This is a genomic window from Actinomadura harenae, from assembly GCF_003696215.1.
Classification (GTDB): Bacteria; Actinomycetota; Actinomycetes; order Streptosporangiales; family Streptosporangiaceae; genus Spirillospora; species Spirillospora harenae.
The window spans coordinates 1-13,491 of the sequence record NZ_RFFG01000100.1 but is presented as its reverse complement, the minus strand read 5'-3'; the positions used below and the strand labels follow the sequence as shown (position 1 = coordinate 13,491).

Here is a 13,491-nt window from a genome sequence, read left to right as displayed (position 1 = left end):
CGGTCCCATGTGTGCGGGGCCGTTCCCGTGGCCCGAATGGGAATGGATGTGGCGCGAGGCGGTCGAGGTCCGCTGCGCGTTTGTTCCCGTCCCGGCGGTCCGTCCTTCTCTGGCGTCCCGGCGGACGATCCTCCCGCCGACGGTCACCCCGGTCACCGCGACCGGGCCCTCCCTCGTCCGGGGCGCATGCTCGCCGCCGTGGTCGTGCTGACCGCGCTGGTCACGGCGGCCGTGACCGGCGCGGTCGTCGCTGCCGCCGTGCCCGGCTCCCGGACGGTGTGGAGCGACGCCGTGGTGCCGCCCGACCTCGAACGTCCCGACAATGTCGCCGCCGACCACCGCAAGGCCGTCATCGAGTTGCCGACCGATCCCAACCGGTTCTGGGGTGCGCGCGACGTGTCCGGCCTCGCGGCCTGTCCGCAGGGCTGGGCCTGCTTATTCCAGCACCGCGACTTCAACGCGGAGCCGGGCTGAATGGGCCCGCGCAGAACGAGAACCTGCTCTACGACTTCCCCCGTCCTACGACAAGGCGGCCGAGTCGCTTGCCGACAGGATGACCGTCGACCTCGCGCTGCACCGGGCCCATGGCGCCGGCGGCGACTGGGTGGGCGTCCATACGAACGAGACCGCCGCAGACCTGGGCGTCCTCGCGCACGCCCTCTCCTCGGTGCACATCTTCACCGACGACAAGGCCGCCGACGGCACCCGCTTCGCCCTTCCCGGGGGCGTGTTCGGGACGCGCTGATGGGGGCGGCGATGCTGGCGGCAGACCATCGGATGGGGTTTCCTTTACCCATGCCTCTCAGTGCGCGTGGACGGCCGACCGCCGAGTGAACGATCGCCACGACGTCATCATCACGACCGCGGTGAGTGGCGACCTCGCCCACGCGCACGCGCTCGCCCTGACGATCGACTCCGCGCGCTACCGGGACATCGCCTTCGCCGACATCGCCCGGATCGCCGACGGCAGGCAGGAACGTGACCACGCCGACGACGCCCTGTCCCGTGTCGCCGACCCGCACGTCCGCTCGCTCGTCCAGAGCGAGCTGCTCCGCAACGCGCTCGCGCGGCACGACTTCGAGCGCGCCGAGCGGGTCGCGCGTGCCGCCGCGGAACCCCATGTCCGGACGGGCCTGCTCCTGACGGTGATCCGCTGCCTGGCCGCGGCGGGCCGCGCCGAGAGGGCCCTCGCCCTGGCGGGCGAGCTCCGGGCGGCCGCCCAGGCCCTGCCGGACCCCCTCGACCGGGACTGGGCGACCCTCGACGCCGCGCTCGCCGCCGTCGCCGCCGGCGACCTGCCCGCGGCGCTGCGGACGACGGCCCCGATCGGCAACCCCGTCGTCCGCGTGGGCGCCTTGGCCGAGATCGCCAAGGCCGCCGCGGCCGACGACCCGCTCCTGGCCGCCCGCCTTCTCAGGCAGGCCGCCGCCCTCGCCCGCTCCCTCCCGGACGGCGCCGACCGGGCCACCGCTCTCATGAGCGTCATCCGGGCCCGGTCCGCGACCGCGCTTCCGGCCGCCTCCGAGAAGGCCCTGGCCGGCTCCTAACCCCCTTCCCGAGACCGCCGTCGCCGCGGCGGGTTCCTCCATGCCGTCCGCCGGGTGCCCCGTGCCGCCCGGCGGCGCTCCGGCATGCCCGGCGGCCGCGATCCCCCGGCAGCGCTCTGACCTCGGCAAGCGCGATCTGGTCTCAAAAATCTTGAAGTCGGCATCAGAAAATTCAAACATCCGGCGTTGACGTCTTAAAAAACTCAAGCTACAAAGAGTGGGCGGGCACGTCGCCGACGCGACGGTGTCCGCGCCCCCCGTCCCGTGCCGGTGACGCCGGTCAGGCGAGTTCGAGAAGAAGGAAGTCCATGGACGAGCAACGCCGCCAGATCCTGAGTCTGCTGGCCGAGAACAAGATCACCGCCGAGGAGGCCGAGCGGCTGATCGACGCCCTCGAGCCGGAGCGTCCCGAGGCCCCGGCGGGCGCCGCGCCGCGATCGGCCCCCCGGGCCAAGTACCTGCGCGTGCTGGTGAGCGCGGAGGGCGAGGGGGACGACGGGCCGAGCCGCATCAACGTCCGCGTCCCCCTCCGCCTGCTGCGCGCCGGGGTCCGCCTCGTGACCCTCGTCCCGCCGCAGGCGCTCGGCCGGGCCAACGAGGAGCTGCGCCGGTCGGGCGTGCCGATCGACCTTACCGAGCTGAGGCCCGAGCACGTCCAGGACCTGGTGGACCAGCTCGACGAGGTCCGCATCGACGTCGACGACCCGAGTGGGAAGGTCCAGGTGTTCTGCGAATGACGACGACCGGAGGACGGGCCCCCGCGATCCACGTCCAGGGCCTGGAGAAGTCGTACAAGAAGCTCAGCGTGCTGCGCGGCGTGGACTTCGACGTCGCCCCCGGCAGCATCTTCGCCCTGCTCGGCTCGAACGGCGCGGGCAAGACGACGGTCGTGAACATCCTGTCCACGCTGCTCAGGGCCGACGCCGGGACGGCCACCGTCAACGGCTTCGACGTCGCGGCGAACGGCGCGGAGGTCCGGGAGTCCATCAGCCTCACCGGGCAGTTCGCGGCCGTCGACGAGATCCTCACCGGACGGGAGAACCTCGCCCTCGTCGCCCGGCTGCGGCGCGTCCAGGACCCGGGCCGGGTCGCGGACGAGCTGCTGGAGCGCTTCTCGCTCACCGACGCGGGCGGACGGCGGACGGCGACCTACTCGGGCGGCATGCGCCGCCGCCTCGACATCGCGATGAGCCTGGTCGGGAACCCGCCGGTCATCTTCCTCGACGAGCCGACGACCGGGCTCGACCCGCAGGCGCGCCTCGAGGTCTGGGACGCCGTCCGGGAGCTCGCCGGGCGCGGCACGACGGTGCTGCTCACGACGCAGCACCTGGAGGAGGCCGAGCACCTCGCCGACCGGATCGCGATCCTGCACGAGGGCCGGATCATCGTGAACGGCACCCTCGACGAGCTGCGGCGGCTGCTCCCGCCCGCGAAGGTCGAGTACGTCGAGAAGCAGCCGACGCTCGAGGACATCTTCTTCGCCCTCGTCGGCGGCGGCCCCGAGAACGGCGGCCCCGCGAACAGCGGTGGCCCGGAGAACGGCGACGAGAACACCCCCGGCGACCGTGGTGCCCGAACCACGACCAAGGAACAACGATGACCACGCGATTCTTCGGCGACACCACCGCTCTGCTGGGCCGGAGCCTGCGGCACATCCTGCGCAGCCCGGACACCATCATCACGACCTCGATCATGCCGATCGCCTTCATGCTGCTGTTCGTGTACGTGCTCGGCGGCGCGATCCGGTCGGGTCCCGGGACGTACGTGAACTACCTGCTGCCCGGCATCCTCATCATCACGATCGCGTCGGGCGTCTCCTACACGGCGTTCCGGCTGTTCCTGGACATGAAGGGCGGCATCTTCGAGCGGTTCCAGTCCCTGCCGATCGCGCGGTCGTCGGTGCTGTGGGCGCACGTGCTGACCTCGCTGGTCGCGAACATGGTCTCGGTCGTGGTCGTCGTGCTCGTCGCGCTGCTCATGGGCTTCCGCTCGGGGGCGGGCGTGCTCGCCTGGCTCGCGGTCGCGGGACTCCTGCTCCTGCTCACCCTGACGCTGACATGGCTCGCCGTGATCCCCGGCCTCACCGCGAAGTCGCCGGACGGCGCGGGCGCGTTCTCCTACCCGCTGATCTTCCTGCCGTTCATCAGCTCGGCGTTCGTGCCGACCCACACCATGCCCGGACCGGTGCGCGCGTTCGCCGAGCACCAGCCGGTGACGTCGATCGTCGACACGATCCGCGACCTGTTCGCCCAGAAGCCCGTCAGCGACGACATCTGGACGGCGCTCGCCTGGTGCCTCGGCGTCCTCGTCCTCGCCTACGTCCTCGCCACGGCGACCTACCGCCGCAAGATCTCCTGACGGCCGCGCAGGAGCCTCACCAGACCGTCCGCCCGGCGTCCGGATCGCCCAGGACGCCGGGCGGACGGTCATCGCGCCGTCCGGCCTCAGCGCAGGGTGACGGTGACGGTGCGCGGCTTCCCGTAGTTCCCGGCGGCGTCGATCGCGCGGTACTCGATCGTGTGCCGTCCGGCGGCGAGCCTGCCGTAGACCAGGTTGTCGATGGTCGTCCCGGTCTTGGTGAACAGGAACGGGCGCGTCGAGTCGGTCGGCCAGCCGTAGTAGTTGTACCAACCGTCGCCGTCGACGCGGAACTCCGCGACCACGTATCCGGCCTGGTCGTCGGACGGGGTGAGCTTCAGGGTGAGCTGGTCGCCCGCGGGCGGCTGCTGCGCCTGGGCCGTCACGGTCGGTGGGGTCGCGTCGACCGTCCACGTCCTCGTCTGGTCGCCGACCCTCGCGGTGACGTGGTGCGTTCCCGGACGCAGCGGAGGCAGGCGCAGGTCGCGGTCGGCGTTCACGGGACGTCCGTCCACCCGCCACTCGACGTGCGGCGCGGACGTCGCCGGATGCGTCGTCTCGACGCCGATGACGCTGCGCGCCGCGACGGGGCGATCGGTCGGGGTGGTCGTGCCGAAGCCGGGGGAGGTGGCGTCCGGCGGCGTCCGCACGGACGTGTCGACCGTCCAGGAACGCGTCCGCGCGAACGACGCCCGGACCGCGGGGTCCCGGATGAACGCGGTCGGGTCGTCCACCCGGACGTCGACCTTGTGGACGCCGGGCCGCAGGCGCAGCCTCCGCAGGTCCAGGTCGTGACCGGCGCGGACGGGACGCCCGTCGACGGTCCAGGCGACGCGCAGCGCGTGGTCGACGGGGTGCAGGGTCTCCACCGAGAGCACCCGGTCCGCGCCGACGGTGCCCTCGGGCGTCCCGTCCTGGATCAGGTCGACCTTCGCCGAGATCGCCTGGGTCATCCGCTCGCGGCTGACCTGGTCGTAGTAGTAGCCGAGCTGCTTCATGATCGAGTGCGCGCTCGGCCGCCAGATGCCCTTGCTGTAGTACATGCCGCCCTCGTAGCGGCCGATCGTCCCGCCCGCCTCGCTGCGCTCGCCGAGCCAGCGCCACCACTTCAGGTGCCGCCGCCGCATCTGGTCCTCGGTCAGCAGCGTGTGGTGGAGCGAGTCCGGCTCCCCGCCGTCGTACGTCCCGCCGGGGACGCCGCGGTAGTAGTAGTCGTACTCGTCGTCCAGCCCGCCGACCGAGTGGCCGAGCTCGTGCGGCGAGATCAGCGCGGACATCGCGTTCCCGCCCGACGCGGTCGCGTACGAGCCGCCCGCGCCGCCGTACGTCGTGCTGTTCGCCAGCGCGAGGACCTGCCGGTTCGCCGCCGGGACGCCCTTGACCAGGTTCGCGTAGGTGTTCGCGGCGTCCTCGTTCATGACGAGGAGCCGCTGGATGCCGTCGGTCCGGCAGCCGCTCCAGAACGACATCCCGAGCGGCGTGTCCTTCCTGGCGTCCGTCACGCCCGGGTCGCAGCTGACGCCGGAGACCTTGGACGGGATCTCCACCCGGTACACGTTGATGTAGCTGCGGTACGACTTGTACGGCTCGATGCTCCACAGCACGTTCAGGTGCTTGTCGACGTTCTGCCGGAACGCCGGCATGTCGGCCTCGGTGTACCCGTCGCCGAGCACGACCAGGTTGAACCTCTTGGCGGGGTCTCCGGTGACCTGGAGCGGCACGACCGTGGCGGCGGGCTCGGCGGCCCGCGCCGGGAGCGTGGCCGTGACCAGGGACAGGGGGGTGATGGCCGCCGTGACGACGGCGGCGGCGCGAATGAGCATGGCTGACCTCCTGTGCTGATCATGGTCGAGGCGGACGCCCCGGACCATGCCGGAACGCCATGACTCGGAAGTCAGGGACCGTGTCGACCACAACCGGTCAGGGGCCGCGGCGCCCGCGCGCCGAACCCCGCGACCCGCGCCGCCAGGGGCGGGCTGGCAGAGTGGAAGGCCAGCCCGCCGACATTCCCGTCCGCCTCAGCGGGCGGTCACCGGTCGCCGTCCGTGGCCATCGGCAGGTAGACGCGGTTGCCGGACGCCTGGAACTCGGCGGCCTTCTCCCGCATCCCGGCCGCGAGCGCCTGGGCGTCGTCCAGCTCGTGGTCCCGCGCGTACCGCCGCACGTCCTGCGTGATCTTCATCGAGCAGAAGTGCGGCCCGCACATCGAGCAGAAGTGCGCGGTCTTCGCGGGCGCCGCCGGGAGCGTCTCGTCATGGAAGGACCGCGCCGTGTCGGGATCCAGGGAGAGGTTGAACTGGTCCTCCCAGCGGAACTCGAACCGGGCGTCGGACAGCGCGTCGTCCCACGCCTGCGCGCCCGGATGCCCCTTGGCCAGGTCCGCGGCGTGCGCGGCGATCTTGTAGGCGATGACGCCCGCCTTCACGTCGTCCCGGTCGGGCAGCCCCAGGTGCTCCTTCGGCGTGACGTAGCAGAGCATCGCCGTCCCGTACCAGCCGATCATCGCCGCGCCGATCGCGGACGTGATGTGGTCGTAGCCCGGCGCGATGTCGGTCGTGAGCGGGCCGAGCGTGTAGAACGGCGCCCCGTCGCACCACTCCTGCTGGAGCTCGACGTTCTCCTTGATCTTGTGCATCGGGACGTGCCCCGGGCCCTCGTTCATCACCTGGTTGTCGAACTCGGCGGCGATCCGCGTCAGCTCGCCCTGCGTGCGCAGCTCCGCGAACTGGGCCTCGTCGTTGGCGTCCGCGATCGACCCCGGACGCAGGCCGTCCCCGAGCGACCAGGTGACGTCGTAGGCCGCGAAGATCTCGCACAGCTCGCGGAAGTGCGTGTAGAGGAAGTTCTCCTCGTGGTGCGCCAGGCACCACGCCGCCATGATCGACCCGCCCCGCGACACGATGCCCGTCTTGCGGCGCGCCGTCAGCGGCACGTACGGCAGCAGCACCCCCGCGTGGACGGTCATGTAGTCCACGCCCTGCTCGGCCTGCTCGATCACGGTGTCCCGGAACACCTCGTAGGTGAGGTCGGCCGGGTTCCCGCCGACCTTCTCGACCGCCTGGTACAGCGGGACGGTCCCGACCGGCACGGGCGAGTTCCGCAGGATCCACTCCCGCGTCGTGTGGATGTCGCGGCCGGTGGACAGGTCCATGATCGTGTCGGCGCCCCAGCGGGTCGCCCACGTCATCTTCTCCACCTCGTCCTCGATGGACGACGCGACCGCCGAGTTCCCGATGTTGGCGTTCACCTTCACCAGGAAGTTCCGTCCGATGACCATCGGCTCGGACTCCGGATGGTTGACGTTGGCGGGCAGCACGGCCCGCCCCGCCGCCAGCTCGGCCCGGACGAACTCCGGCTCGACGCCCTCGCGCAGCGCCGCGAACTCCATCTCCGGCGTGATCTCCCCGCGCCGCGCGTAGGCGCGCTGCGTGACGGCGCCCCCGCTCGCCGAGCGCGGCGGACGCGGCGGGAAGGCCCCCGCGTCTCGCAGCGGATCCCCGGACCGGCGGCCGTCGTCCTCCGGCCGGACGGCCCGCCCCTCGTACGCGGCGGTGTCGCCCCGCTCCTCGACCCACCCGGCGCGCAGCGGCGGCAGCCCGCGCCGGACGTCGGCGGTGAACCCCGGATCGGTGTACGGGCCGGAGGTGTCGTACAGCACCACCCGGTCACCGTTGGTCAGCGGCACCTCCCGCATCGGCACCCGCAGGTCCGGGCGGGACCCCCGCAGGTAGGTCTTGTGGGCGTGCGTGACTGCGGACGTGTTGTCGCTCATGACGACTCGATCTCTCCCTACGCCGGCATTACCCGGTCAGGTTCCAGCGGTCGGCGGCCGTCTCAGCCACGATCTCAGCCCGGTTCGCCGGGCCCCCGCGATCTGTCTCGGGCCGACCGTAACCCCGGCGACCCCTGTTGCCGCAACCCCGCGTCACGGTGTACGGACGGAGAGACTTCCGTCACCTCCGCGCCCGTCCCCGGGCATGATCTCCGTCACTCCCGGCCGCCCGCTCGCCCGGTCCCCGTCACCCGCGCGCACGGTCCCCGTCACTCGCGGAGCGTCTCCCGGGGCGTCCGCCCGAACCGGTCCCGGTACGCCGCGGCGAACCGTCCGAGATGCGCGAAACCCCAGCTCCGCGCGATCGCCGCGACCGTGTCCCCGGACGTCGGGTCGGCCGCCCGCAGCGCCAGGTGCGCCCCGTCCAGCCGCACCTCCCGCAGGTACGCGGTCGGCGTGGTCCCGAGGACGCGCCGGAACCCGTCCTGGAGGGCGCGCGGGCTGGTCCGGGCCGCCTCGGCGATCTCCGTCAGGCCGATGTCGCGGTGCGCGTGCTCGTCCACGAACGCGCGGGCCCGCCGCACCGCCGCCGGAAGCGTCCCGTTCGGCCCCGGACGGTCGCCGACCAGCACCGGGAACGTCGTCAGGTACACCGCCGAGAGCAGCCGGACCGCCTCCGCCCGCAGCAGCGGCCCCGCCGCCCCGGACGCCTCGTCCAGCAGCTCGTGCGACACGAACCGGACCGCGCCCCGCCACCGCCGCACCCGCTCCCCGGACAGCGGCCCGGCCAGCAGCGGCGTCACAGGGGCGCCCAGGACCTCCAGCGCCGCCCGCGCGAGGGCCGACCGGGTGATACCGACCACACCGAGCTCCGCCGCGGGCCACCGCGCGTGCGCCGGCCCGCCCGGCGGCAGCGCCACGAACCCGCCCCGGACGGCCCGCGCCTCGTCCCGCCCCGCCTCGACCGCGTACGCGCCGTCCAGCACGCACACCACGACGAGGAAGTCGCGCGGCTCGGTGACCAGGCGGGTGCCGAGCGTGTGCGTCATCCGGCCGAGCGAGAACCGCCCCTCGTCCGCCGTCGCCGCCCGGAAACGGAACGCCGCCCGGTCACCGCTGAACCGGGGCCGGTGCCCCACGTAGGTCCGGCACAGATAGCCGTGGGCCTCGTCCAGATCACCGGTCACCAACTCGGTGCGCGTGACCGGACCGCCGTCCGAGCGCACGTCCGAGCGCATGTCCATGCGCACGTCCGAGCGCACGTCCATGCGCGGCCTCCGCTCACCTCCGGGCCGCCACCGTACGTCCTGTCCGCCCGGCGCACCCAGTGTCCGGACGGCGAAGGCATCGGTTGCCTCCCGACCAGTGCCTTGGCTTCGCTGGCCCGAGGGGCGGGGCAGGACGGCCGGCGGCCGGGGGGACGACCGAGGGCCGCCGGCCGGACCCGTCCCGTCCCACCCGCCGCCACCCGGCCTCCGGCGTCCGGACGCCCCCGGGGTCTTTCGCATCCTTACCGATAGGGTCAGGATCATTGGGGACAGGGAGGCGGGCACGGGGTGGATGCTGAGACCGGGACGGGACCGGTGACCGACCGGATCTGGACGGTGCCGAACCTTCTGAGCTTCGCGCGGCTCCTCGGCGTGCCCCTGTTCCTGTGGCTGGTGCTGACCGGCCACGACTGGTGGGCGCTCGGCGTGCTGGTCTTCGCGGGCCTGTCCGACTGGCTGGACGGCAAGCTCGCGCGGGCGCTGAACCAGACCAGCAAGCTCGGCGCGGTGCTCGACCCCGCCGCCGACCGGCTCTACATCCTCGCGACGCTCGTCGGGCTGACCGTCCGCGACGTGATCCCGCTGTGGCTGGTGGTCGTCCTGCTCGCCCGCGAGGTCGCCATCACCCCGATCGTCCCGATCATGCGGCGGCTCGGCTACGCGGGGACGCTGCCGGTCCACTTCGTCGGCAAGGCGGGCACCATGTGCCTGCTGTACGCCTTCCCGCTGCTGCTGGTCGGCGACCATCACGGCTGGTGGGCCACCACCGCCCGCGTGGGCGGCTGGGCCTTCGCGATCTGGGGCGTCGCCCTCTACTGGTGGGCGGCCGCCCTCTACTGGGCCCAGACCCTCCAACTGGCCCGCGCCGACCACGCCACCCCGCCCGACCAGGACGCCGCACCCCACCACGACGCCGAGCCCGACCACGACGCCGCCGGTCAGGCCGACGACGCCGCCCCCGCGGCGGCCCCCCGCCCCACCCCGGACCGCGACCCGTCCGACGACCAGAAGGGAGCCGACACCCCCCGTTGACATCCTCGAACGGATGCCGTCGGTTCTACCGCTGAGGAGAACAGATGAAGGCCGTCGTCATGGCGGGCGGCGAGGGGACGCGGCTGCGTCCGATGACCGCCAACCAGCCCAAGCCCCTGCTCCCGCTGGTCAACCGGCCGATCATGGAGCACGTGCTGCGCCTGCTGAAGCGGCACGGGTTCGACGAGACGGTGGTGACGGTGCAGTTCCTCGCCGCGCTGATCCGCAACTACTTCGGGGACGGCGAGGAGCTCGGCATGAGCCTGAGCTACGCCACCGAGGAGGTGCCGCTCGGCACCGCGGGCAGCGTGAAGAACGCCGAGGAGGCGCTGCGCGACGACCGGTTCCTGGTGATCTCCGGGGACGCGCTCACCGACATCGACCTCACCGACATGGTGCGGTTCCACCGGGAGAACGGCGCGCTGGTCACGATCGGCCTCAAGCGGGTCCCGAACCCGCTGGAGTTCGGGATCATCATCGTGGACGAGCGGGGCCGCATCCAGCGCTTCCTGGAGAAGCCGACCTGGGGCCAGGTGTTCTCCGACACGGTCAACACCGGTATCTACGTGATGGAGCCGGAGGTGCTGGACCACGTCGCGGCCGGTGAGTCCGTCGACTGGTCCGGGGACGTGTTCCCCCGCCTGCTCGCCGCGGGCGCCCCGCTCTACGGGTACGTCGCCGACTGCTACTGGGAGGACGTCGGCACCCACGAGAGCTACCTCAAGGCCCAGGCGGACATGCTGTCCGGCCTCGTCGACCTGCCCGTCGACGGCTTCGAGGTGTCGCCGGGCGTGTTCGTCGCCGAGGGCGCCGAGGTGGACGCCGAGGCCGTCCTGAAGGGCCCGCTGTACATCGGCGACTACGCCAAGGTCGAGGCCGGGGTCGAGCTGCGGGAGTTCACCGTCCTCGGCAGCAACGTGGTGGTGAAGGAGGGCGCGTTCCTGCACCGGGCCGTCGTCCACGACAACGTGTTCGTCGGGCCCGCGGTGAACCTGCGCGGCTGCGTGATCGGCAAGAACACCGACATCATGGCGGGCGCGCGGGTCGAGGAGGGCGCGGTCGTCGGGGACGAGTGCGTCATCGAGGCCGAGGCGTACCTGTCCAACGGGGTGAAGGTCTACCCGTTCAAGACCGTCGAGGCCGGCGCGGTCGTCAACACCAGCGTGATCTGGGAGTCCCGGGGGCAGCGGAACCTGTTCGGGCCGCGCGGCGTGTCCGGGCTGATCAACGTCGAGATCACGCCGGAGCTCGCCGTCCGGCTGGCCAGCGCGTACGCGACGACCCTGAAGAAGGGCACCGCGGTCGTCACCGGCCGGGACGCCTCCCGCGCCGCCCGCACCCTGAAGCGCGCGGTGATCAGCGCGCTCACGGCGTCCGCGATCGACGTGCAGGACCTGGAGGCGTGCGCGCTGCCGCTGGCGCGGTTCGAGACCGCCCGCGAGGACTGCGGCGGCGGCATTTACATCCGCACCACGGCCGGCGACCCGCAGGGCGTGGACATCCTGTTCCTGGACGAGGACGGCGCGGACCTCTCCCAGGCCGCCCAGCGCAAGCTGGACCGCGTGTACGGCCGCCAGGAGTTCCGCCGCGCGTTCCCCGGCGAGATCGCCGAGCTGACCTATCCGGCCCGCGTCGTGGAGACCTACACCCGCGACCTGCTGCGCCTGGTCGACGGGACGGGCGTCCGCGAGGCCGGGCTGAAACTCGTCCTGGACTGCGCGGGCGGCACCGCCTCGCTCGTCCTGCCGACGCTGCTCGGCAAGGTCGGCGTGGACGTGCTGACCCGCAACGCCAAGCTGGACGAGGCGAACCCGACCGAGACGCTCGCCGAGCGGATGCGCGACCTGCAGCGGCTCGGCGAGCTGGTGTCGTCGTCGCGGGCCGCGTTCGGCGTCCGGTTCGACCCGGTCGGCGAGCGCATCACGCTGGTGGACGAGAACGGTGCGCTGATCAGCGACGACCGCGCGCTGCTGGTGATGCTGGACCTGGTCGCGGCCGAGCGCCGCGGCGGCCTGGTCGCGCTGCCGGTCACCACCACGCGGGTGGCCGAGCAGGTCTGCCGGTTCCACGGCGTCCGGGTGCGGTGGGTGTCCACCTCGCAGGACGACCTGACCCGCGCCGCCGCCGACCCCGACGTGATCTTCGCGGCGGACGGCCGGGGCGGGTTCCTCATGCCGGAGTTCTCCTCGACCGTGGACGGGATCGCGGCGTTCGTCCGGCTCGTCGGGCTGGTCGCGCGGACCCGCCTGACGCTGTCCCAGATCGACCGCCGCATCCCCGAGGCGCACCTGCTGCGCCGCTCGGTGCCGACGCCGTGGGCGGCCAAGGGCAGCGTCATGCGGACGGTCGTGGAGGCCGCGGACGGCCGGACGATCGACACCACCGACGGCGTCCGGGTCGTGGAGGACGACGGCCGGTGGGTGCTGGTGCTGCCCGACCCGTCCGACGCCGTCACGCACCTCTGGGCCGAGGGCCCGGACGCCGACGCCGCCCAGGAGCTCCTCGAGGAGTGGGGCGCCGTCGTCGAACGCGCCGGAACCTGACCGCCGGGCAGGAGACCTAGCCGCGGTGCGCGGCGTCGGGGCCGCGCCGGGCGAGGTCGGCCAGGGCGTCCAGGGCGCGCGCGAGTTCTCCGTGCGGGGGAGAGGCCAGCCCCAGCCGGACGGCCGCGGGCGTCGCGTCGGGCGCGGTGGCGAACACCGCGCCCGGCGTGACCGTGATGCCGAGCCGGGCCGCCGCGCCCGCGAACGCCTCGGCGCGCCAGGGCGAGGGCAGCTCCCACCAGCAGAAGAAGGACCGCGGGGCGGCCGAGACGGCGAAGCCGCCGAGCCGTTCCAGCGCGAGGTCCCGCCGGGACGCCGCGTCCCGGCGCTTGGCGGCGGCGAGCGCGGCGACGGTGCCGTCCGCGAGCCAGCCCGTGGCGGCCTCCAGGGCGTACCCGGTGGGCTGCCAGGCCCCGCCGCGCAGCGCGCTCGCGACGGGCCCGCGCAGGCCCTGAGGAGCCGCCAGAAGCCCGAGCGTGAGGCCGGGGGAGACCCGCTTGGACAGGCCGTCCACGATGATCGTCCGGCCCGGCAGGAGCTCCGCCAGGGGCGGCTCGTCGGCCAGGAACGACCAGATCCGGTCCTCGACCAGCGGGACGCGCGCCGCCTCCAGCGTCTCGGCGAGCGCGGCCCGCCGCTCCGGCGGGACGGTCAGCCCGGTCGGATTGTGCAGGGTCGGCTGGAGGTACACGGCCTTGAGCGGCGCACGGCGGTGCGCCTCGGCGAGCGCGTCCGGGCGCGGGCCGTGCTCGTCCGCGGCGATCGGGACGGCCACGACGCCGATCCGCGCGAGCAGCCCCTTGACCACGGGATACGTGAGCGGCTCGACGCCCAGCCGCCCGCCCGGCGGGACCAGGGCCGCCACCGCGCCCGCGACCGCCTGGCGTCCGTTCGCGGCGAACAGCACGGCCTCGGGATCGGTGACGCCGAGCAGCGCCGCCCCCTCCCGGCGCGCCGCCGCCGTCCCGGAC

At 73.2% G+C, this 13,491-nt stretch carries 12 protein-coding genes and 1 riboswitch; of the genes, 8 read left to right on the top strand and 4 right to left on the bottom strand.

The window, feature by feature from the left end; genetic code table 11:
• Positions 1 to 198: 198 nt before the first annotated feature.
• The 6 genes from EBO15_RS34985 to EBO15_RS34960 all read left to right on the top strand — a co-directional run bounded on the left by EBO15_RS34985 (position 199) and on the right by EBO15_RS34960 (position 3,905).
• Entirely contained in the window at positions 199 to 474 is a 276-nt protein-coding gene (locus EBO15_RS34985; protein ID WP_147481797.1) for a hypothetical protein, read from the top strand.
• Between the two features lie 79 nt (positions 475 to 553).
• Positions 554 to 745, top strand: a complete 192-nt coding sequence (locus EBO15_RS34980) for a hypothetical protein (RefSeq protein WP_122198763.1) — start codon at positions 554 to 556, stop codon at positions 743 to 745.
• A gap of 85 nt (positions 746 to 830) precedes the next feature.
• Positions 831 to 1,547, top strand: a complete 717-nt coding sequence (locus EBO15_RS34975; protein ID WP_122198762.1) for a hypothetical protein — start codon at positions 831 to 833, stop codon at positions 1,545 to 1,547.
• A gap of 308 nt (positions 1,548 to 1,855) precedes the next feature.
• Positions 1,856 to 2,284 carry an SHOCT-like domain-containing protein gene (locus tag EBO15_RS34970; protein ID WP_122198761.1) on the top strand — a complete coding sequence of 143 codons (429 nt, stop codon included), beginning with the start codon at positions 1,856 to 1,858 and terminating at the stop codon, positions 2,282 to 2,284.
• Positions 2,281 to 3,147 (top strand): ABC transporter ATP-binding protein, encoded by an 867-nt coding sequence (locus EBO15_RS34965; RefSeq protein ID WP_122198760.1) that lies wholly within the window; start codon positions 2,281 to 2,283, stop codon positions 3,145 to 3,147. The genes EBO15_RS34970 and EBO15_RS34965 overlap by 4 nt, the downstream gene beginning before the upstream one ends.
• Positions 3,144 to 3,905, top strand: coding sequence for an ABC transporter permease (locus tag EBO15_RS34960; RefSeq protein ID WP_122198759.1), 762 nt, complete (start codon positions 3,144 to 3,146; stop codon positions 3,903 to 3,905). The genes EBO15_RS34965 and EBO15_RS34960 overlap by 4 nt, the downstream gene beginning before the upstream one ends.
• 86 nt (positions 3,906 to 3,991) lie before the next feature.
• On the opposite strand, the gene EBO15_RS34955 is transcribed toward EBO15_RS34960, so the two are convergent.
• From EBO15_RS34955 to EBO15_RS34945, 3 genes are all read right to left on the bottom strand, one after another.
• Positions 3,992 to 5,728 (bottom strand): M64 family metallopeptidase, encoded by a 1,737-nt coding sequence (locus tag EBO15_RS34955; protein ID WP_199744992.1) that lies wholly within the window; start codon positions 5,726 to 5,728, stop codon positions 3,992 to 3,994.
• A gap of 206 nt (positions 5,729 to 5,934) precedes the next feature.
• Entirely contained in the window at positions 5,935 to 7,677 is a 1,743-nt protein-coding gene (gene thiC, locus EBO15_RS34950) for a phosphomethylpyrimidine synthase ThiC (protein ID WP_122198757.1), read from the bottom strand.
• Positions 7,673 to 7,786, bottom strand: a riboswitch (TPP riboswitch). (Overlaps the previous gene by 5 nt.)
• A 160-nt stretch (positions 7,787 to 7,946) precedes the next feature.
• Positions 7,947 to 8,945 carry an AraC family transcriptional regulator gene (locus EBO15_RS34945; protein WP_122198756.1) on the bottom strand — a complete coding sequence of 333 codons (999 nt, stop codon included), beginning with the start codon at positions 8,943 to 8,945 and terminating at the stop codon, positions 7,947 to 7,949.
• Between the two features lie 288 nt (positions 8,946 to 9,233).
• On the opposite strand from EBO15_RS34945, the gene EBO15_RS34940 reads away from it, so the two are divergent.
• Both EBO15_RS34940 and EBO15_RS34935 read left to right on the top strand, forming a co-directional pair.
• Complete coding sequence (locus EBO15_RS34940; RefSeq protein WP_122198755.1) at positions 9,234 to 9,977, top strand: CDP-alcohol phosphatidyltransferase family protein; 744 nt, start codon at positions 9,234 to 9,236, stop codon at positions 9,975 to 9,977.
• Between the two features lie 44 nt (positions 9,978 to 10,021).
• A complete protein-coding gene (locus tag EBO15_RS34935; protein ID WP_122198754.1) occupies positions 10,022 to 12,520 on the top strand; it encodes a mannose-1-phosphate guanyltransferase in 2,499 nt (832 codons plus the stop codon).
• Between the two features lie 16 nt (positions 12,521 to 12,536).
• Here EBO15_RS34935 and EBO15_RS34930 read toward each other — a convergent pair.
• Positions 12,537 to 13,491: aminotransferase class I/II-fold pyridoxal phosphate-dependent enzyme (locus EBO15_RS34930; RefSeq protein WP_122198753.1), on the bottom strand; the 955-nt coding region annotated here is incomplete at its 5' end.

What these genes read in the sequence shown, in the direction of transcription:
- EBO15_RS34980 (WP_122198763.1), top strand. Translation starts at nt 554, where the DNA reads ATGACCGTCGACCTCGCGCTGCACCGGGCCCATGGCGCCGGCGGCGAC.
- EBO15_RS34970 (WP_122198761.1), top strand. Translation starts at nt 1,856, where the DNA reads ATGGACGAGCAACGCCGCCAGATCCTGAGTCTGCTGGCCGAGAACAAG.
- EBO15_RS34965 (WP_122198760.1), top strand. Translation starts at nt 2,281, where the DNA reads ATGACGACGACCGGAGGACGGGCCCCCGCGATCCACGTCCAGGGCCTG.
- EBO15_RS34960 (WP_122198759.1), top strand. Translation starts at nt 3,144, where the DNA reads ATGACCACGCGATTCTTCGGCGACACCACCGCTCTGCTGGGCCGGAGC.
- EBO15_RS34955 (WP_199744992.1), bottom strand. Translation starts at nt 5,728, where the DNA reads ATGCTCATTCGCGCCGCCGCCGTCGTCACGGCGGCCATCACCCCCCTG.
- thiC (WP_122198757.1), bottom strand. Translation starts at nt 7,677, where the DNA reads ATGAGCGACAACACGTCCGCAGTCACGCACGCCCACAAGACCTACCTG.
- EBO15_RS34945 (WP_122198756.1), bottom strand. Translation starts at nt 8,945, where the DNA reads ATGGACGTGCGCTCGGACGTGCGCATGGACATGCGCTCGGACGTGCGC.
- EBO15_RS34935 (WP_122198754.1), top strand. Translation starts at nt 10,022, where the DNA reads ATGAAGGCCGTCGTCATGGCGGGCGGCGAGGGGACGCGGCTGCGTCCG.